Source organism: Pseudomonas helleri (assembly GCF_045830615.1).
Lineage (GTDB): Bacteria > Pseudomonadota > Gammaproteobacteria > Pseudomonadales > Pseudomonadaceae > Aquipseudomonas > Aquipseudomonas helleri.
Map to the genome: position 1 here is coordinate 96209 of NZ_CP174501.1, position 19342 is coordinate 115550.

General features: G+C 59.5%; 17 protein-coding genes. 5 read left to right on the top strand and 12 right to left on the bottom strand.

The window, feature by feature from the left end; genetic code table 11:
* The first annotated feature begins 6 nt into the window (after window positions 1–6).
* Together recG and ACJJU9_RS00490 are read left to right on the top strand one after the other, a co-directional pair.
* A complete protein-coding gene (gene recG / locus ACJJU9_RS00485) occupies window positions 7–2082 on the top strand; it encodes an ATP-dependent DNA helicase RecG (protein WP_048371189.1) in 2076 nt (691 codons plus the stop codon).
* Between the two features lie 80 nt (window positions 2083–2162).
* A complete protein-coding gene (locus tag ACJJU9_RS00490) occupies window positions 2163–3563 on the top strand; it encodes an HDOD domain-containing protein (protein ID WP_407729830.1) in 1401 nt (466 codons plus the stop codon).
* A 467-nt stretch (window positions 3564–4030) separates the two neighbouring features.
* On the opposite strand, the gene ACJJU9_RS00495 is transcribed toward ACJJU9_RS00490, so the two are convergent.
* The 7 genes from ACJJU9_RS00495 to ACJJU9_RS00525 form a co-directional block, all read right to left on the bottom strand.
* The gene (locus tag ACJJU9_RS00495; protein ID WP_407729831.1) at window positions 4031–4663 is read right to left on the bottom strand and encodes an ABC-type transport auxiliary lipoprotein family protein; all 633 of its coding nucleotides are present in this window, start codon (window positions 4661–4663) and stop codon (window positions 4031–4033) included.
* Window positions 4660–5598, bottom strand: coding sequence for an MlaD family protein (locus ACJJU9_RS00500; RefSeq protein ID WP_048371185.1), 939 nt, complete (start codon window positions 5596–5598; stop codon window positions 4660–4662). Before ACJJU9_RS00500 ends, ACJJU9_RS00495 begins: the two co-directional genes overlap by 4 nt.
* 1 nt (window position 5599) lies before the next feature.
* Entirely contained in the window at window positions 5600–6403 is an 804-nt protein-coding gene (locus ACJJU9_RS00505; RefSeq protein WP_048371183.1) for an ABC transporter ATP-binding protein, read from the bottom strand.
* Window positions 6400–7530: an ABC transporter permease gene (locus ACJJU9_RS00510; RefSeq protein ID WP_048371181.1), complete on the bottom strand. Its 1131-nt coding sequence runs from the start codon at window positions 7528–7530 to the stop codon at window positions 6400–6402. Before ACJJU9_RS00510 ends, ACJJU9_RS00505 begins: the two co-directional genes overlap by 4 nt.
* A 79-nt stretch (window positions 7531–7609) precedes the next feature.
* Window positions 7610–8653 carry a DUF5924 family protein gene (locus ACJJU9_RS00515; RefSeq protein ID WP_407729832.1) on the bottom strand — a complete coding sequence of 348 codons (1044 nt, stop codon included), beginning with the start codon at window positions 8651–8653 and terminating at the stop codon, window positions 7610–7612.
* A gap of 185 nt (window positions 8654–8838) precedes the next feature.
* Complete coding sequence (locus ACJJU9_RS00520) at window positions 8839–9504, bottom strand: fumarylacetoacetate hydrolase family protein (RefSeq protein ID WP_407729833.1); 666 nt, start codon at window positions 9502–9504, stop codon at window positions 8839–8841.
* A gap of 23 nt (window positions 9505–9527) precedes the next feature.
* Entirely contained in the window at window positions 9528–10922 is a 1395-nt protein-coding gene (locus ACJJU9_RS00525; protein ID WP_273221912.1) for an FAD-binding oxidoreductase, read from the bottom strand.
* Between the two features lie 206 nt (window positions 10923–11128).
* Here ACJJU9_RS00525 and serA point away from each other — a divergent pair, with 206 nt between their 5' ends.
* A complete protein-coding gene (serA, locus tag ACJJU9_RS00530) occupies window positions 11129–12358 on the top strand; it encodes a phosphoglycerate dehydrogenase (RefSeq protein ID WP_048371173.1) in 1230 nt (409 codons plus the stop codon).
* A 56-nt stretch (window positions 12359–12414) separates the two neighbouring features.
* On the opposite strand, the gene ACJJU9_RS00535 is transcribed toward serA, so the two are convergent.
* Complete coding sequence (locus tag ACJJU9_RS00535; protein WP_048371171.1) at window positions 12415–12840, bottom strand: DUF4399 domain-containing protein; 426 nt, start codon at window positions 12838–12840, stop codon at window positions 12415–12417.
* Window positions 12841–12978: 138 nt separating this feature from the next.
* On the opposite strand from ACJJU9_RS00535, the gene ACJJU9_RS00540 reads away from it, so the two are divergent.
* Complete coding sequence (locus tag ACJJU9_RS00540) at window positions 12979–13479, top strand: transporter substrate-binding domain-containing protein (protein WP_407729834.1); 501 nt, start codon at window positions 12979–12981, stop codon at window positions 13477–13479.
* A 50-nt stretch (window positions 13480–13529) separates the two neighbouring features.
* Here the strand turns inward: ACJJU9_RS00540 and ACJJU9_RS00545 are convergent, their stop codons facing one another.
* Genes ACJJU9_RS00545 through ACJJU9_RS00555 form a run of 3 tightly spaced genes read right to left on the bottom strand, consistent with a single transcriptional unit; the run spans window position 13530 to window position 17329 of the window.
* The gene (locus tag ACJJU9_RS00545) at window positions 13530–14783 is read right to left on the bottom strand and encodes a c-type cytochrome (RefSeq protein WP_407729835.1); all 1254 of its coding nucleotides are present in this window, start codon (window positions 14781–14783) and stop codon (window positions 13530–13532) included.
* Window positions 14784–14795: 12 nt separating this feature from the next.
* Entirely contained in the window at window positions 14796–16580 is a 1785-nt protein-coding gene (locus tag ACJJU9_RS00550; protein ID WP_048371167.1) for a GMC family oxidoreductase, read from the bottom strand.
* A gap of 2 nt (window positions 16581–16582) precedes the next feature.
* Complete coding sequence (locus ACJJU9_RS00555; RefSeq protein WP_153355300.1) at window positions 16583–17329, bottom strand: gluconate 2-dehydrogenase subunit 3 family protein; 747 nt, start codon at window positions 17327–17329, stop codon at window positions 16583–16585.
* 296 nt (window positions 17330–17625) lie between these two features.
* On the opposite strand from ACJJU9_RS00555, the gene ACJJU9_RS00560 reads away from it, so the two are divergent.
* Complete coding sequence (locus ACJJU9_RS00560) at window positions 17626–18264, top strand: dual specificity protein phosphatase family protein (RefSeq protein ID WP_407729836.1); 639 nt, start codon at window positions 17626–17628, stop codon at window positions 18262–18264.
* On the opposite strand, the gene ACJJU9_RS00565 is transcribed toward ACJJU9_RS00560, so the two are convergent.
* Window positions 18261–19328, bottom strand: coding sequence for an aminopeptidase (locus tag ACJJU9_RS00565; RefSeq protein WP_407729837.1), 1068 nt, complete (start codon window positions 19326–19328; stop codon window positions 18261–18263). The genes ACJJU9_RS00560 and ACJJU9_RS00565 overlap by 4 nt on opposite strands.
* Between the last annotated feature and the right edge of the window lie 14 nt (window positions 19329–19342).

Below are 19342 nucleotides of genomic sequence, written 5' to 3' on the forward strand. Positions count from 1 at the left end.
GCTGAAATGACTGAGTTGTCTAACGTGCCGGTCACCGTGTTCAAGGGCGTCGGTGAGGCCATGGCCGAGAAATTGGCCAAGGTCGGGCTCGAAACCGTTCAGGATGTGCTTTTCCACCTGCCATTGCGCTATCAGGACCGCACCCGTGTGGTACCGATTGGCGCGCTGCGGCCTGGGCAAGACGCCGTGGTCGAAGGCCGGGTGATCGGTCTCGACGTGGTGATGGGTAAGCGCCGTAGTTTGCTGGTGCGTATTAACGACGGCACCGGCGGCTTGAGCCTGCGCTTTTACCATTTCAGCAATGCGCAAAAAGAAAGCCTCAAGCGCGGCACCGAAGTGCGCTGCTATGGCGAGGCGCGGCCCGGCGCCTCGGGGCTGGAGATTTATCACCCCGAATACCGCGCCATTACCGGCGCTGAACCGCCACCGGTCGACACCACGCTGACGCCGATCTACCCGACCACCGAAGGCCTGACCCAGCAGCGCTTGCGCCAACTCAGCCAGCAAAGCCTGGCCATGCTGGGGCCGCGCAGCCTGCCGGACTGGTTGCCGCCTGAACTGGCCAAGGACTACCAACTGGCGCCGCTGGATGAGGCCATTCGCTATTTGCATCAGCCGCCCGCCGATGCCGATGTTGAAGAACTCGCGCTGGGCCATCACTGGGCCCAGCACCGCCTGGCGTTTGAAGAACTGCTGACTCACCAGCTCTCGCAGCAACGCCTGCGCGAGAGCCTGCGCTCGCAGCAAGCCCCGGCGTTGCCCAAGGCTAAAAAGCTGCCCAAACAATACCTCGCCAACCTGGGCTTCCCGCCCACGGGCGCGCAAGTGCGGGTGGGCAACGAAATCGCCTACGACCTCAGCCAGCCCGAACCCATGCTGCGCCTGATCCAGGGCGATGTGGGGGCGGGTAAAACCGTGGTCGCAGCCCTGGCCGCCTTGCAGGCGCTGGAGGCCGGTTATCAGGTGGCCTTGATGGCGCCCACTGAAATCCTCGCCGAGCAGCATTTCATCAGCTTTAAACGCTGGCTGGAGCCGCTGGGCCTCGAAGTCGCCTGGCTGGCGGGTAAACTCAAGGGCAAGGCGCGGGCGGCATCGCTTGAGCAAATCGCCAATGGCGCCCCCATGGTGGTCGGCACCCATGCGTTGTTCCAGGACCAGGTGCAGTTCAAGAACCTGGCGCTGGTGATCATCGACGAACAGCACCGCTTCGGCGTGCAGCAACGTCTGGCCTTGCGCAACAAAGGCGTGGGCGGGGTCATGTGCCCGCACCAGTTGATCATGACCGCTACCCCGATCCCGCGGACCCTGGCCATGAGCGCCTACGCCGACCTCGATACCTCGATCCTTGACGAATTGCCGCCCGGCCGGACCCCGGTCAACACCGTGCTGGTGGTCGACACGCGGCGGGTTGAAGTGATTGAGCGGGTGCGCGCGGCCTGCGCCGAAGGGCGACAGGCGTATTGGGTGTGCACCCTGATTGAAGAATCCGAAGAAATGACCTGCCAGGCCGCCGAAAGCACCTTCGAAGACCTGTCCAGCGCGTTGGGCGAGCTGCGCGTCGGCTTGATCCACGGCCGCATGAAGGCCGCCGAAAAAGCCGAAGTCATGGCCCAGTTCAAAGCCGGCGAGCTGCAATTGCTGGTCGCAACCACCGTGATCGAAGTCGGCGTGGACGTGCCCAACGCCAGCCTGATGATCATCGAAAACCCCGAGCGTCTCGGCTTGTCGCAACTGCACCAACTGCGCGGGCGCGTGGGCCGGGGCAGCGCGGCCAGCCATTGCGTGCTGCTCTACCATCCGCCGCTGTCACAAGTCGGACGTCAGCGTCTGGGCATCATGCGTGAAACCAACGATGGTTTTGTGATCGCTGAAAAAGACCTTGAACTGCGCGGCCCCGGCGAAATGCTCGGCACCCGGCAAACCGGGCTGCTGCAATTCAAAGTGGCCGACTTGATGCGCGATGCCGATTTGCTACCCGCCGTGCGCGACGCGGCCCTGGCGTTGCTGGAGCGCTGGCCGAGTCACGTCAGTCCCTTACTGGATCGCTGGTTACGCCATGGCCAGCAGTACGGTCAGGTGTAAAAAGATCGTTCAGTAAATACAGACGCGGCCGATCCAGTACCGGGTTATCAAATTTGAGTTGCACACATCGGATGCAGACCATGAGTAAAGTCGCTATTGCCCTCGCCGTTCCGAGCACGCCACCGGTTATTCAGCAGTTGCTCACTGAGCGGGCGGTTGCCTATCGAGAAGTCCTCGACCATCCGGGGCTCAACCCGGACAGCAAGGTCCAGGCCGTGCTGCTCGATGACACCGCTGGCGCCTTGATGGTGATGTTCGCCCAGAGCCAATTGCTTGACCTCAACCGCTTGGCCGACTTGATCGGGCGTCGCATGACCGCCGTTGCCCAAAGCCGGCTGCGCGAGATACTCGACCGCCACGGCCTGAAGCAACTGCCGGGTCTGCCGGCCATTACGCGTTCGTCTTGCCTGTATGAAGCGCAACTGCTGCAACAACCGCTGCTGCTGATCAGCTCGGGTGAGCCGGGCCTGTTACTGGAAGTCACCCGCGAAGACTTCCTGCGCTTGCTGGGCGTGGCCAACGCGGGGCGCTTTGGTGAGCCTCTGAGCGAGATCATCCTCAACCTGAACCGCCCTGACGACGACAGCGAAGCCATCACCCAGGCAGTCAAGGCCTTCACGGCGCGACGCATTCAGCAGCGGCTTGAAGCCACCATTGAAATACCGCCGCTGGCAGAGAGCGTGCGCAAAATTATGCGCCTGCGGGTTGACCCTGAAGTCACCATCGATGAAATCACCAGCGTGGTGGAAACCGACCCGGCGTTGGCGGCCCAAGTCATGAGCTGGGCATCGTCGTCGTACTACGCGGCGCCGAGCAAAATCCGCTCGGTTGAGGACGCCATCGTGCGCGTGCTCGGGGTCGATCTGGTGATCAACCTGGCCTTGAGCCTGTCACTGGGTAAAACCCTGAGTTTGCCCAAGGACAATCCGCAGTCCTGCACGCCGTACTGGCAACAGTCGATCTACACGGCGGCGGTGATTGAAGGCCTGACCCGCAGCATGCCGCGTGACAAACGCCCGGAAACCGGGCTGGCGTATCTGGCCGGGCTGCTGCACAACTTCGGCTACTTGTTGCTGGCCCACGTGTTTCCGCCGCACTTTTCGCTGATCTGCCGCCACCTTGAGGTCAACTCGCACGTTAGCCATAGCGTGATCGAGCAGCACCTGCTGGGCATCAGCCGCGAACAAATGGGTGCCTGGCTGATGCGCCATTGGGGCATGCCGGATGAATTGACCGCCGCGTTGCGTTTCCAGCACGACCCGGACTACATCGACGCCGATGCCGAATACCCGAATCTGGTGTGTATGGCGCTGGGTTTGCTGCGCAATCGCGGGGTTGGTCACGGGGCCTATGCGCCGCTGCCTGATGCGCTGTTCGAGCGCTTGAACGTGACCCGCGAAAAAGCCGAAGACGCGGTCAACAAAGTGCTGGAGGCCGAAGTGCTGCTGCGCGAACTAGCCAACAAATTCAGCCAGGCTTAAATCCTGTAGGAGTTGCCGCCCCGTCTTCGACGCCGCGCTGTCGCGCAGCAAACAGGCCGCCGAGTATCTTCAGCATCCCCCAATCGGTTCCCTCTCCTTCGGGAGAGGGCTAGGGTGAGGGGGCTCTTGACTTGAGTACATATCCGTTGCTGCGGCAACGGCCACTTAGGGTTCCGGCCTTACGCCGCGTCACTTTGCAAAAGCGGCAAAGTAACCAAAACGCTTTTGCCCCTACCCCTCGGTGCCTCGCTTTGGCTCGGCATGCCCTCACCACAGGCCTTGCTCCGTAGGCCCGCCGCGATCGGCCATCCATGGCCGTGTCGCGGCTAACCCGGCGTCCTGCCGGGTTACCCACTGCGCAAAACCTGCGTTCGGCCAGCGTGGTTTAATGGGGCCTTTTAGATCAAGATCAAAAGCAAGATCTAGATCAAAAGATCGCGAGGCAAGCTCGCTCCTACACAGGTTTGTCAATGTTGCGAGTGTGCCTGCCCTTGCTGGATCGCCCACTGCACCACTTGCGGCATCAGCGTGTCGGCTGCTTGGCCAAAGCCTGCGACAACCTGCGGCACCAGTGGATTGCTAAGCGGTTGGCGTGCTTCAAAACGTTTGGAGCTGATAATGCGCTGGTCGCTGCTGCGCACCAGTCGGGCGTTGTATTGCACCAGCACTTCCGGGCTTTTGCCGTTGTAGTGCGTCTGGAACGCCAACAACTCGCCCCCTAATTCGTAATCAGACTGCAAGTTGCTGTCATCGGTGCTCAGCGCCTGCACCCGGCCGTCTTGCAAGAAGGCGTCGAGCAGGCGATTGCGTAGCAATGCCGGGGCCGGGTCGCTCCAGCGCGCGCCCTTGTAGTTGCTGATCAGGTTGCCCTCGGGCACCACGGCGATGTTCTGGCTGTTCAGCGTGTTGCTGGCCATCGGCTTTTCAAGACGCAGCGACCACTTCACCGGGGCGCTCTGGCTGGCCGCAATCGGCGTTTGCGCATCGGGCAGGCGATACACGTCCACCACTTCGGGCTTGGGGAAAATCGAGCAAGCGCTGAGCAAGCTCAGGCTGGCGGCCAGGAAGAGGGAGCCTGCCAGGCGATAAGGTCGGATCATGGGGTGAATTCCTTGTTCTGCTCGCGGCCCAGCAAGTAACCGCTCGGGTTGGCTTCCAGACGCCGCGAAATGCCCCGCAGCGTGTTCAGCGTCTCGCGCAACTCATTGACCGCCGGGCCCAACTGATTAAGCCCTTGCAGCCCGCTGTTGAGCGAGGCTTCGTTGTTGTTGATCAGCGTATTGATGGTCGCCGTGCTCTGCTCCAGCGAGTGCATGGCCTGCTCGGCGCTGGTGAACACTTGCTTGCCCTGGCTGTTGAGCAAGCCGTTGGCGTTGCGCATCAGTGCGGTGGTTTGCTCCAGCGTGGCCGAGGCTTGCTTGCCCACTTGCGACAATTGCTTGAGGGTCTGCGCAATGTCGTTGCGCTGGTCAGCAATGGCGCTGGTGGTTTGCTCAAAGTTCGACAGGGTCTTGGCCACGCTGTCGACGTTCTCATGGGAGAACAGCCGGTTGGCGTTGTGCAGCAGGATGTTGATGTTGGCCAGCATGTCGTTGCCATCGGTCAACAGTCGGGCAATCGGCGAGGGCGAGGCCACAATCACCGGCAATTTGCCGTCTTTGCCTTTGAGCATCGGGCTGCCCGGATCACCGCCGCTGAGCTGGATGATCGAGGTGCCGGTCACGCCGGTCAGTGCCAGCTTGGCCTTGGTGTCGACTTTAACCGGGGTGCCGGCGGCCAGACGAATGCGCGCCAGTACGCGACGCGGGTCTTTGTCGTCCAGACGCAGTTCAATCACGTCACCGACCTTGATCCCGTTGTATTGCACCGAGCTGCCTTTGGATAAGCCGCTGACCGCCTCGTTGAACACCACTTCATAGTCCGTGAACGTATCGTCCATGCTCGACTTCGCCAGCCACAGGCCAAACAGCATGGCGCCTGCGACGACCAACACGCTGAACAGGCCGATCAATACATGATGGGCGCGGGTTTCCATGTCAATGCTCCTTACGCTGGGTTGCCGCTTCATACGCGGCGCGGCCACGAGGGCCATGGAAATACTCATGAATCCAGGGATCGTCGAAGTTTTCGACTTCGGCGATTGGCGCGGCGACCAACACCCGTTTTTGCGACAACACCGCCACCCGGTCCGTGATGGTGTACAGCGTGTCGAGGTCGTGGGTGACCAAAAACACACTCAAACCCAGCGCATCGCGCAGGGTCAGAATCAGTTGGTCGAACGCCGCCGCGCCAATCGGGTCGAGCCCGGCCGTGGGTTCGTCAAGAAACAGGATGTCCGGGTCCAGGGCCAGGGCGCGGGCCAGGGCGGCGCGCTTGATCATGCCGCCAGACAGCGCCGAGGGGTACTTATCGGCAGCCGACAGCGGCAGCCCGGCCAACGCCAGCTTGACCAGCGCCAGATGCTCGGCGTCGGGGCGGCTCAGCCCGGCGTGTTCGATCAAGGGCATGGCGATGTTTTCGGTAACCGTCAGCGACGAGAACAGCGCGCCTTGCTGAAACAGCACGCCAAAACGCCGCTCAATCAACGAGCGCTGGGCTTCGGGCAGGCTCAGCAGGTCTTGGCCAAACACTCGCACTTCGCCCTCTGTGGGGCGGCGCAGGCCGACAATGCTGCGTAACAGCACCGATTTGCCCGTGCCGGAGCCGCCGACTACGCCGAGAATTTCACCTTTGTACACATCCAGATCGAGGTGCTCGTGCACGGTCTGGGTGCCAAACCGATTGCACAGATCGCGCACTTCGATCACCGCCTCGCGGGGCGTCTTCGTTGGCGTACTCACCAGCCCATCTCCATAAAGAACAGCGCGGCCACGGCGTCGAGCAGGATCACGATAAAGATCGACTGCACCACGCTGGAGGTGGTGTGCGCCCCCACCGACTCGGCGCTGCCGCTGACTTTAAAGCCCTCAAGGCAACCGACGGCGGCAATCAAAAACGCAAAGAACGGCGCTTTGACCATGCCCACCAAAAAGTTTTTAACGCCGATGTCGGAGTGCAGCATCGAAATAAACATGTCCGGCGAGATGCCCAGCGACACCACGCACACCACTGCGCCGCCCAAAATCCCGGCCATCATGGCCAGAAAGGTCAGCATCGGCAGGGCGATCAACAGCGCCAGCACCCGTGGCACCACCAAAAGATCCATGGGGTCCAGGCCCAGCGTGCGGATCGCATCGATCTCTTCGTTGGCCTTCATCGAGCCAATTTGCGCGGTAAACGAACTGGCCGTCCGGCCCGCCAGCAGGATGGCGGTGAGCAGCACGCCAAACTCACGCAGAAATGAAAATGCCACCAGGTCGACGGTGTAGATCCCGGCGCCAAAATTGGCCAGCACCGTGGCCCCCAAAAACGCCACCACGGCGCCCACCATAAAGGTCAGCAGCGCCACAATCGGCGTGGCGTTGAGGCCGATCTGTTCGATCTGCGCCACCACCGGCGTGACGCGCCATTGCTTGGGGCGCAGCAGGTTGCGGGCAATGCTTTGCAGAATGACCCCGATAAAGCCCAGCAACTGCAGGGTGTCTTGCCAGAGCTTGTAGACCGCGCTGCCGATGCGGCTCAGCAGCAAAAGGCCGATATTAATTTCGACCGCTTTAACCGGCACGCAGAAGTCGCGCATCGAGGAATACACGGTTTGCAGCAGGGCGCGGTCGGCCTCGGGGAGTTTGGTGGCGCTGTCGGCCAGTTGGCTGACGCGCTCGGCGCCCAGCAACTCAACCAGCAACGACGCGCCTGCGGTGTCCAGGCGGGACACGTCGTCGAGGTCAATGTGGGTACTGGCGTCGTATTTGCCCGCGAGCTGTTCAGTCAGCTTTTTCAGCCGGGCATAATTGGCCAGCGTCCATTGGCCACTGATTATCAGCCGCGCAGGATTACTTGACGTGTCTAGTTGGGCATCGCCCGCCATGGCAGTAATAGTCGTAGGCTCCATGCTCAGTACGCTTAAACGCAGACCTTATGTAATAGCACACTCTCGTAAAAGTGTTTCAGTTTGCCTGTACATCGGTGGGCGTGGATTGATCTGTGTCGGTGACTTTGAAGCGCAGCACCCCAAGCATTTGCCCGTCTTCGGTCAACACTTTGACCTGCCAGCGCCCGGCCGGGTTGGGCGGGAAGTTCAGTTTGTGGGTCCAGGCCCGGTAGCCTTCCTTGCGTCCGCCGTGAATATCCAGGGCGATGCGGTCCACCTCTTGGCCGTTGAGCAGCCACACGTGGTAGATCCGCTCGTTGAGGCCACGGGGCGCATTGATCGAGGTGTAGGCATACAAACCCTGGCTGCGCAGCTGGCTGACGCTGATCTGCTCGATGCTCTCGCCGGGCGTGCGGCTCTGGACTTGCGTCGTGACCGCGACTTCGGTCATCCACAGCGTTGCGGGCGGTACCCACGAGCGTAGCAGCCAGCCCGACGCCCCCAGCGCGATGACGATCAGCGGCAATACCAGCCAACCGCGCCAGGTTTTAAGGGGCAGGCTGACCGCCATGCTAGGGATGGAAAGCAGCACGGCTGCGCCCAGCGCCAGTTTGTAGCTCTCGGCGGTGGTCAGATTGAGGATGATCGGCAGCGCAGTCAGCAGCGCCGCGAACAGCGCCAGCGTGTGCATGCCCAGGTACAGCCAGCGCCGTGGGGCCAGCCATTTGTAATACAGCGGGTCGGTGATGGTCACCAGCGCGGCGGCGCCCAGCAGGCCGGTAAACACCAGTTGGCCGCTGTTCCAGGTGGTGGTGATGAAAAAGAACGGCAGGACGAAAAACAGGCTTTCCTGATGGATCATCTGCGTTGCGTAACGCAGCAAAGGCGGGGGGATTTCGCGTTTAAAGACGCGAGCAAACCATTGGGTCAGGGTGTTTTCGAGCATCAGCCAGACCCAGCTCACCAGCAGGATCACCGCGATCCAGCGGGCCATGCCTTGCTGGCGGTCCACCAGAATAAAACTGCCCACACCCGAGCAAAAACCGAACAGCGCAATCAGCCCTGGGTAACGCTTCATCAACTCCAGGACGCGCTGTACGTAGTGGTTCCAGTTTGGCATTCGGTGATTCACATTCTGCGTAGGAAAAATCCACAACAGAATAACGGTTTAGCGCGGTTGGCGTCCGGGGGATTGCGCCCCGGTCGGCGAATACCCCGTAGGAGCCGCCGAGGAACGATGGCTGTGATCTTTTGGTGTTCAAGGTCAAAAGATCGCAGCCTGCGGCAGCTCCTACAGGGGGAGTATCAGCGAACGATGCTTTCGAAGCGGCTGGCGCCTGGCAGTTCCAGGACCAGTTCATCGCCCACGTTCAGCGGGCCAACACCCACCGGGGTGCCGGTCAAGATCACGTCGCCCGCTTGCAGCGAGAAGCACCCGGCCATGTACTGAATCATCGGCACAATCGGGTTGAGCATCATGTTGCTGTTGCCGTCCTGGCGCACTTCGCCGTTGATGGTCAGGCGAATGCCAATGTCAGTCACGTCCGGGAACGTGCAGCTCGGTACGAACGGTGCGAGTACGCAGGCGCCATCGAACGACTTGGCGACTTCCCACGGCAGGCCTTTAGCCTTGAGCTCCGATTGCTTGTCGCGCAGGGTCAGGTCCAGGCCCGGCGCGAAGCCCGAGATCGCGTCCAATACTTCTTCACGCGTTGGCTTTTGCGACAAAGGCTTGCCGATCAACACCGCAATTTCGGCTTCGTAATGCACCGAACCGCGTTCGTGCGGGATGGTAAACCCGCCTTCGGTCGGCACCACACAACTGCCGGGCTTGATAAACAAAAGCGGCTCAGTCGGGATCGGGTTATCCAGCTCTTTGGCGTGCTCGGCATAGTTACGCCCGATGCACACGACTTTGCCGATAGGAAAGTGAATCCGGGTACCGTCGACGTATTGGTGCTGATAGCTCATGGATCGACTCCGCTGGGGGGTAGTTAAACCGCAAAAATCTTGCCTGGGTTCATGATGCCGTTCGGGTCGAACACGGCCTTGAGGGCTTTCATATACTCGATCTCAACCGGCGAGCGGCTGTAGGTCAAGTAATCACGTTTGGTCATGCCCACGCCGTGTTCTGCCGAGATCGAGCCATTGTACTTCTCGACCGTTTCAAAGACCCATTTGTTGACCGTCGCGCACTTGGCAAAGAACTCGTCCTTGCTCAGGTTCTCGGGCTTGAGAATGTTCAAGTGCAGGTTGCCGTCACCGATGTGGCCGAACCAGACAATCTCGAAGTCCGGGTAGTATTCGCCGACGATGGCGTCAATTTCTTTCAAGAAGGCCGGTACTTTCGAAACGGTGACCGAGATGTCGTTTTTGTACGGCGTCCAGTGCGAAATGGTCTCGGAGATGTACTCACGCAGCTTCCACAGGTTGTGCAACTGGGTTTCGCTCTGGCTCATCACGCCGTCCAGTACCCAGCCTTGCTCGACGCAGTGCTCGAAGGTTTCCAGCGCAGTGTTGGCCACTTCTTCAGTGGTCGCTTCAAATTCCAGCAGCGCGTAGAACGGGCAGTCGGTGTCAAACGGCGAAGGTACGTCGCCACGGGCCATGACTTTGGCCAATGCCTTGTCAGAGAAGAACTCAAACGCCGTCAGATCCAGCTTGCTCTGGAAGGCGTGCAGCACCGGCATGATGGCATCGAAGTCGGCGGTGCCGAGCACCATGGCGGTCAGGTTTTTCGGTGCCCGGTCCAGGCGCATGGTGGCTTCGACCACAAAGCCCAACGTGCCTTCGGCGCCGATAAACAACTGGCGCATGTCATAGCCGGTGGCGTTTTTGATCAGGTCTTTGTTCAGTTCCAGCACGTCGCCTTTGCCGGTCACGACTTTCATGCCCGCCACCCAGTTGCGGGTCATGCCGTAACGAATCACCTTGATCCCGCCGGCATTGGTGCCGATGTTGCCGCCAATCTGGCTGGAACCGGCCGAGGCGAAGTCCACCGGGTAGTACAGGCCGTTTTCTTCGGCCAGGTTTTGCAGGGCCTTAGTGACCACGCCCGGCTGGCAAACCGCTGTGCGGTCGGTCAGGTTGAGATCGAGCACCTGGTTCATGTAATCGAAAGACACCACCACTTCGCCATTCGCCGCAACGGCCGCTGCCGACAAGCCAGTGCGCCCGCCCGATGGCACCAGCGCGACCTTGTGGGTGTTGGCCCAACGCACGATGGCCTGGACGTGTTCGATGGTTTTCGGGAAGACGATCGCGGTGGGCGCTGGAGCGAAATGCTTGGTCCAGTCCTTGCCGTAAGCATTAAGGGAATCAGCATCGGTAAGAACCTTGCCAGGCTCTACCAGGGTCTTCAGCTCTTCAATTACGGCAGGATGGGTCATCAACAGAACTCTCGAACAATTCATGGTCATCCTGAGTACGCTTCACGTCGCAGGAATGGGTGTTTAGCGGGGCGCTTATGCTAGCATACGACCCCCCCGTCGAATCGAGCCGTAGGACGATTCACGGTGCCGGTCTTCACGCCGGCCAGGCCAGCTCAGGCTGTCCATTCCCTGCCATTTTTTCTCTGGGACACAGGTTTACGCAGATGAGCAAGACTTCTCTCGATAAGAGCAAGATCAAGTTCCTTCTTTTAGAAGGCGTCCACCAATCCGCTGTTGAAGTACTGAAGTCTGCTGGTTACACCAGTATCGAGTACATCACCAGTTCCTTGCCTGAAGCCCTGCTGAAGGAAAAGATCGCTGATGCCCATTTCATCGGCATCCGTTCCCGTACTCAGCTGACCGAAGAAGTGTTCGACTGCGCCAAAAAACTGGTTGCTGTTGGTTGTTTCTGCATCGGCACCAACCAAGTCGATCTCAACGCTGCTCGCGAACGCGGTATCGCTGTATTCAACGCCCCTTACTCCAACACCCGTTCGGTGGCCGAGTTGGTGCTGGCTGAAGCGATCCTGTTGCTGCGCGGCATCCCTGAGAAAAACGCTTCCTGCCACCGTGGTGGCTGGATCAAAAGCGCGGCCAACTCCTTCGAAATCCGTGGCAAAAAGCTCGGTATCGTTGGTTATGGTTCGATTGGTACTCAGCTGTCGGTACTGGCTGAAGGCCTGGGCATGCAAGTGTTCTTCTACGACACCGTGACCAAACTGCCATTGGGCAACGCCACTCAGGTCGGCAACCTGCACGAACTGTTGGGCATGTCCGACATCGTGACCCTGCACGTGCCTGAAACCCCGGCTACCCAGTGGATGATCGGCGAGAAAGAAATCCGCGCCATCAAAAAGGGCGGCATTCTGATCAACGCCGCACGTGGCACCGTGGTTGAGCTGGACGCCCTGGCTGACGCGATCAAGGACAAGCACCTGATCGGCGCCGCTATCGACGTGTTCCCGGTTGAACCGCGTTCCAACGACGACGTGTTCGAAAGCCCGCTGCGTGGCCTGGACAACGTGATCCTGACCCCGCACATCGGCGGCTCCACCGCAGAGGCCCAAGCCAATATCGGCCTGGAAGTGGCAGAAAAACTGGTTAAGTACAGTGACAACGGCACGTCCGTATCGTCTGTCAACTTCCCGGAAGTGGCCCTGCCGGCTCACCCTGGCAAGCACCGTTTGCTGCACATCCACGAGAACATCCCGGGTGTGATGAGCGAGATCAACAAGGTCTTCGCCGAAAACGGTATCAACATCTCCGGCCAGTTCCTGCAAACCAACGAAAAAGTGGGTTATGTGGTGATCGACGTCGACGCCGAGTCCTCGGACCTGGCGCAAGAGAAGCTGCAAAGCATCAACGGCACCATCCGTTGCCGCGTGCTGTTCTAAATCGCGCGCAATAAAAAGGGAGACCCTCGGGTCTCCCTTTTTTTTGACTGCTGTACTTACTTCACATTAACCGTGATTTTCTTCGACACGATCACCGGGTCGAAGGCTTGGTGGCCAGTGTCGCCCAGCTCCAGTTGCAAGGTGTGTTTGCCTGGAGCCAGCGTCAGTTGGGTTTCAGTCTGCGCTTTGCCGAAATGCAGGTGGTGGTCGTCAGTCGGGATCACCTGGCCTGGCGCAATCGGCTGGTCTACATCGACCAGCAAGTGGTGATGGCCAGAGTGTGGAGCCGGATCGCCAGCGGGTTTGAGATCGATGCCTTCAATGCCGAACTTTACGGTGAAGGTTTTATCTACAGTGGCGCCATCCGCCGGGGAGATAATCGACACTTTTGCGCCCTCAGGCGCGGGAGTGGCAGCCAGGGCCAGAACCGAAGCGCCCATCAACACAGAAGCCAACGCAACACGAGACAGTAGAGCTTTCATTTGTATCTCCGGTTTTTGAAAAAATCGTCGGGCATGCACAACTTTGAGCAGATCCGCTGTCCAACGCCGCAGTTGACCAACATAAAGCAAAGCGAGCGCTCATTGCGAATCGCTTTCATTAAATTCAAAGGAGTGACCATGCGTTTTTTGCCAGGCCTGATGCTTTTATTGCCATTGGCGAGTCCTTTTGCTCACGCAGAACTGATGGACGACGTAAACGATCGTGGTGAATTGCGCATCGCACTTGAGGGCAATCAGGCCCCTTACAGCTTCCAGCAGGATGGCCACTTAACCGGCTTTGACGTCGAGCTGGGCGAAATGCTGGCCCGGGAGCTGGAGGTCAATTCCTCGCTCTTGGTCACCGACAGTGATGACCTGCTTTCGGGGGTAGAGAGCGGCAAGTACGACGTGGCCATCAATCACATGGCTATGACTCCTGAACTTCAGGATCGGTTCGATTTCAGTGAACCTTATTTAGCCTCGCCTGAGCTTGCGATCCCTTTTCAGAAAGACAACCCGGCGTTCCAGGGCAGCCTGGACAAAGCCTTGCAGCGCATCAAGGCGGATGGCCGTCTGGCGGCGTTGTCCGAAAAATGGCTGGCCAATGACGCCAGTGATCCCCAGGCTTCAGATCAATAACCCCAGGCGCTGCGCATGAGCGCCTGGGGCCATGGTGGGTGCCCGCGTCCTTAGTCGCGCAACGCCTTCACCTCTGCAGGTTTCACCTCGTCGCCTTTATTGCCCCAGCTGGTACGAATGAAATTGACCACATCGGCTACTTCCTGATCCGACAGCCTCCAGTCGAAACCCGGCATGGTAAAGGTTGAGGGCGCGGTGTGCGTGGCCGGCAAGGTGCCGCCTTTAAGCACAATGTGAATCAGCGAAGTCGGGTCATCTGATTGCAACACCGGGTTACCCGCCAATGCCGGGAACACGCGGGTGTAGCCATGCCCGTCGGTGCGATGGCAGGCTGCACAGTTGTCGATGTACACCGCCGCACCGCGCTTGCTGTCGTTACCGTTCCATAAGGCATCGGGCACTGTCGGGTCATACTTATGAGGTCTGTCTGCCGAATCGACCGCAGGCAATGTCTTCAAGTAGCGAGCGATAGCGGTCAGGTCGGCATCAGACATGTACTGCATGCTGTGTACGATCACGTCGCTCATACCGCCGAACACCGCGCTGCGATCACTGCGGCCGGTCTTGAGAAACTGCACCAGTTGTTCTTCGCTCCAACTGCCCAGGCCGTCCTTGTGGTCGCCGCGCAGGTTCTTCGCGATCCAGCCTTCCAGCGGCGCACTGCCCGACAGAAACGTGCTGCCCTCTGTCGCGCTCAAGGCTTTTTCCTGCATGGTCAACGCCCGTGGGGTATGGCATGCACCGCAATGTCCTAGACCTTCCACCAGATACGCCCCGCGACTGACCACCGGATTTTGCCCAGGGGCAGGGGCGAAGTCGGCCACTGCAGGGGCAAAGCTCCAGCGCCACATAGCCAATGGCCAACGCATGCTTAACGGCCAGGGAATATCGACCGCCCGATTCTCGGCAGCGACCGGCTTAACGCCCTGCATGAAGTAGGCATACAGCGCTTGCATATCGGCTTGGTTGACCCGCGCGTAAGACGGGTAAGGCATCGCCGGGTACAACGTGCTGCCGTTTTTGGCGATGCCATGGCGCACGGCGTTGTCGAAATCGTCAAAGCTGTAGGCGCCGATGCCGCTCGGGTCGGGAGTGATGTTGGTCGAGTAAATCGTACCGATCGGGGTATCCATGGGCAGGCCGCCAGCGAAAGGCTTGCCACCTTTGGCCGTATGACACGCCACACAGTCACCGGCTCGCGCCAGGTATTCACCGTGTTTGATCAAGGCTGCCTGATCGACTTCAGCAGCCAGCGCCGAAAAACTGCCTAGCAGGGCCAAGGTCGCGATAACAACTGTTTTCATGTTCATCGCTCCTTATGCCTGAACCAGCGGGCCGGGGTTTTTCAGGTACTGTTCGCGGATCGCCCGGGCCGACCAGTAGGTCAGCGCGGCCACAAGGCCGGTCGGGTTGTAACCCAGCCCCTGCGGGAACGCCGAAGCGCCCGGTACAAACACGTTGTGTACGTCCCACGATTGCAGGTAACGGTTCAGCGCACTGGTTTTCGGGTCAGTGCCCATGATCGCGCCGCCGTTCAGGTGAGTGGTCTGGTAGGACGCGGTGTTGAAGTGTTCACCCACTTTTTTACCGAGCAGGGCGATGGCTTTGGGGTTCATCGCCTCGGCGATCTTGCCCATTTTTTCCATCATGAAACGGTTCATTTTGATGTCGTTTTCTTGCCAGTCGAAGGTCATCCGCAAAAGAGGCTGACCGTAGGCATCGCGATAAACCGGGTCTAGATCGAGATAGTTACCACGGTAGGATTGATGCGCGCCGTGCGCGTCCATTGATACCTGGTGGGTGTAGTAATCGGCGGTGGCTTTTTTCCAGGCACTGCCCCAGGCCGGTGTACCAGGCGGGTTGGACGTGCCGGCAATGGGACGGCTGCCGGCCTGGTTGACCCACATCGGCGAGCCACCCACAAAGCCATGTGGCCCGTGGTCAAAGTTATCGGCGTTGAAATCATCAATGGCCACGCCATTACCGCCCGCGCCGATAAAGTTGTTGGTGTGCACCTCTTTATCGAAATAGGCCTTGATGGTGCCCATGTTCTGGTACGCGAAGTTTTTGCCGACCACCCCTTCGCCGGTTTTCGGGTCGTACGGTTTGCCGATGCCCGACAGCAGCATCAAGCGCACGTTGTGGAACTGGAAAGCGCCCAGAATCACCAGGTCTGCCGGTTGTTCGATCTCACGGCCCAGCGCGTCGATGTAAGTGACGCCCGTGGCTTTGCTCTTGGTGCTGTCCAGGTTGACCCGAATCACATGGGCGTCAGGGCGCAACTCAAAGTTGGGCAGCGGCTTGAGCGCGGGCAAAATGTTCACGTTTGGCGAGGCTTTGGAGTACATGTAGCAGACATAACCACTGCAGAAACCGCAGAAGTTGCACGGGCCCATTTGTGCGCCATACGGGTTGGTATAAGGCCCTGATGTATTGGCTGACGGCAGGTTATACGGCTTGTAGCCCACCTCAGTGGCCGCTTTCTGGAAGAGCTGGGCCGACACCGTGTTCTTTTGCGATACCAGCGGAAAGTGGTCGGAACGATCCGCCGCATACGGGTTGCCACCCCGGCCTTCGCCCACAATGCGGCCGTTCACGGTCCAGGCCTGGCCCGAGGTGCCGAACACTTTTTCGGCGTAATCGAAGAACGGTTCCAGTTCTTCATAACTGACGCCGAAGTCCTGGATGGTCATGTCCTTGGGGATAAAGTTTTTGCCGTAGCGTTCTTCGTAGTGGCTGCGCATGCGCAGTTCAATCGGGTCAACCCGAAAATGTACCCCCGACCAGTGCAACCCGGCGCCGCCCACACCGTTGCCAGGCAAAAACGCCCCCAACTGGCGATTCGGCAAGGCCACGTCATTGACGCTATGGCGAATGGTCACGGTTTCTTTCGATACGTCCTGAAAGAGCTTTTTGCGCACGCTGTACGTCAGTTCGTCGATGACCTGAGGGTAGTTACCGTCCGGATACGTGTCCTGCATCGGGCCGCGCTCGAGGGCTACAACGTTTAGACCGGCTTCGGTTAACTCTTTGGCCATGATCGCGCCGGTCCAGCCGAAACCAACGATGACGGCATCTACTTTTTTCATAACGGTCGACATGCTCAGGCCCTCTCGCCGCGAATGGAAACTGCCGGGAAGGGGTACTGCTCGTTGCGTTCGACCCAGTCCATAAAGTCAGCGCGAGCGCCGGGGAAGCCGATCATGGTCCAGCCGACCATGCCCTTGTTGCCGCCGTGAATGGGGTCACAAAAGAAGCCCTCCTTAGTGTTTTGCAGCAGGAAACTGAAAAACATCTTGGCCGGGACGTTCTCGAAGTGGGGCGTTCCGGCCTCCAACTGTTTGAGCACTTCGTCTCGGGTAGCGCTGTCTAGCCCAGCAAATGTTGAGTTATAGGTCTTTTTGCACAGTGCCTCCGTGGCAGCGATGCCCAAGCGGTAGATCTGTTTGGGCACAAGCTTGCTCTGCCAGCCCATCTCGGCCGGCGCATCGGTGTTGAACGGACCCTGCATGAACCACAGGGCGCCGCTGGCGTACGGTGTGTGCATTTGCCGGTCTATGTACTCCGGGACGCCAGCTTCCAGAGCGCCAGGGCCTTGCTCGTCGGCGGGGATCAGGCGTGCTACCGCAGCGTTCAGAAATGCCCACTCCTGGGCCGTGAAATACGTCGGCTCATAAGGTGTGGCAGGGGAAGACGTGCGCCCCACAGGTTCAGGTGTGGCTGTGGCGCCCGCAGCGGGTGTCGCCATGAGCACAGAACCGCCGAGGCCGGTGCTTGCCACAGTGACCACCGGAATCAGCGTTAGGGTTTTGCGCAAAAACTCACGCCGCGGGTTGTCTTGTTCAGACATGGGAGGGGCACCTCTTCAGACATTCACGGGTAGCAGTTGCTCAGTGGCAACTTTCATTTTGGCAGCGACAGGCGTCGCAGATGAGCTTAAAAAATAGGTATCAGCAATTAATAGTTACAAATACTAGCAGGTAAGAGGCGCAGCTGAATCGGTTCATGCGTAATTTTGCCGCACCTCAGCGCTGCAACAGCGCTGGCTAATCACGAATTTTTGACAAGTGGCTCACACAGTTTTTATCAGGCCTGACTCACCCTAGCGCCACCTCCTTATCCTTTAGTCGAAGTGGTTGTGCTGACATGCCCAAAGCCCGGTTTGCTCCTGCCCTGTGCCTGACATTATTGGCGGCGTTTTCGCTGCCCCAGGCGATGGCCGATGATTTTGCCGTGGCGCGCCCGGCCCAATGGGCGCAGCCGGTTGATGCGCAATACAACCTGTACCAAATGTCGCCCACGCTGTACCGCAGCGCCTTGCCTGATGACCAGGCCCAGCCGCTGCTGGACAAGCTGCACATCGGCACCGTGATCAACTTTTTGCCCGAAGCCGACAGCAGCTGGTTAAAAACCCCGGGGGTTGAACAAATCCAATTGCCGTACCGCACCAATCATGTCGATGACGCCGATGTACTGGCCGCCTTGCGCGCCATCCAGACGGCTCAGGCCCATGGCCCGGTATTGATGCACTGCAAACATGGTGTCGATCGCACAGGCTTGATGGCAGCGATGTACCGCGTGGTGGTGCAGGACTGGAGCAAAGAAGACGCCCTCAAAGAAATGACTCAAGGTGGCTTTGGCGAAAACTCGCACTTCAAGGATGGCGAGAAATACATGACGCAAGCCAACATTCCGAAACTGCGCCAAGCCCTGGCCAGCGGCGCGTGCAGCACCAGCCCGTTCGCCTCTTGTGTGGTCAAGAACTGGCTCAGCCCCAAGGTTTAAGGGTTATTGGCCTTGGCTAAAGGCCCGGCCCACTGGCGCAGCGCCGCTTTGCGCTGCAACGGTGGGAGCTTGCCCAACTGTTCAACCTCCTTGTAAAACACCGCCCAGTCACCGCCGGTTTGCTTGAACAACGCCGCAAAGGCCGGCACCCATTGGTCATACAACCCGAACGGCAGCAGCTTGGCGTTGTTCATTGGGGCATTGACCCACGCGTCGTAGCGGTTGTTGCCCGCCCATTGCTGGTCGCGAAGCGCACGGTATTCACGGCGCATTCGCTCAAACTCCGCGGCTTTGCGCTGGCGCATCTCAGCCGCTGGCAACGTTTGCGTGTACAGCTGCTGCAGGCGCTGGCGCGTGCTTAGAACCAAGGCAATAAACGCTTCGCGCTGCTGCAAACCCTTGGTGTTTGCCGCTGGCAGCCCTTGGTAGGCGCGCCATTGGCGCGTGCCTTCCTGCTCGACAAAGCTGGCAAATGACTCGTTGAACTCAGTGTCGTCCTTCACATAAAAACGCTGATGCGCCAGCTCGTGAAAAATCAGCGTGGCCAGTCGCTCATCGCCCCAGTGCAGCATGCTGTTAAGGATCGGGTCATCAAACCAGCCCAGGGTCGAGTACGCCTCAACCCCACTGACCCACACATCCATGCCTTGCTCGCGCTTGAGCGCGGCATCCCCACGAGCGGCACCCTGTGAGTAATAACCCCGGTAGGCCACGCACCCGGCCACCGGAAAGCAATAGGTGACCGGGTCGAGCGAAAACTCCGCTGTCGCGAACACATTCCACACCACATACGGTCGCTGGATATCGGCGTACAGGCGATAACTCTGGTTGTCAGGCAGCTTTAAATGTTCGCTGGCAAAGGTCCGGGCCGCTTGGGACCGGGCCAGATGTTGGCGCAGCACAGGGTCACGCTGAGGGTCGGCCACTACCTTGGCCACCGGCTCGCGGGCCTGCAACACGTGCCATTGGCCGGTGAGCAATTGCGAGTAGTAACCCGTACTGGAGCAACCGTTAAGCAGAGGCAATAAGGCGAGGGCAAGCAGGCAGCGAAAAGTCAGTGACATGGTGCGGTCCAGTG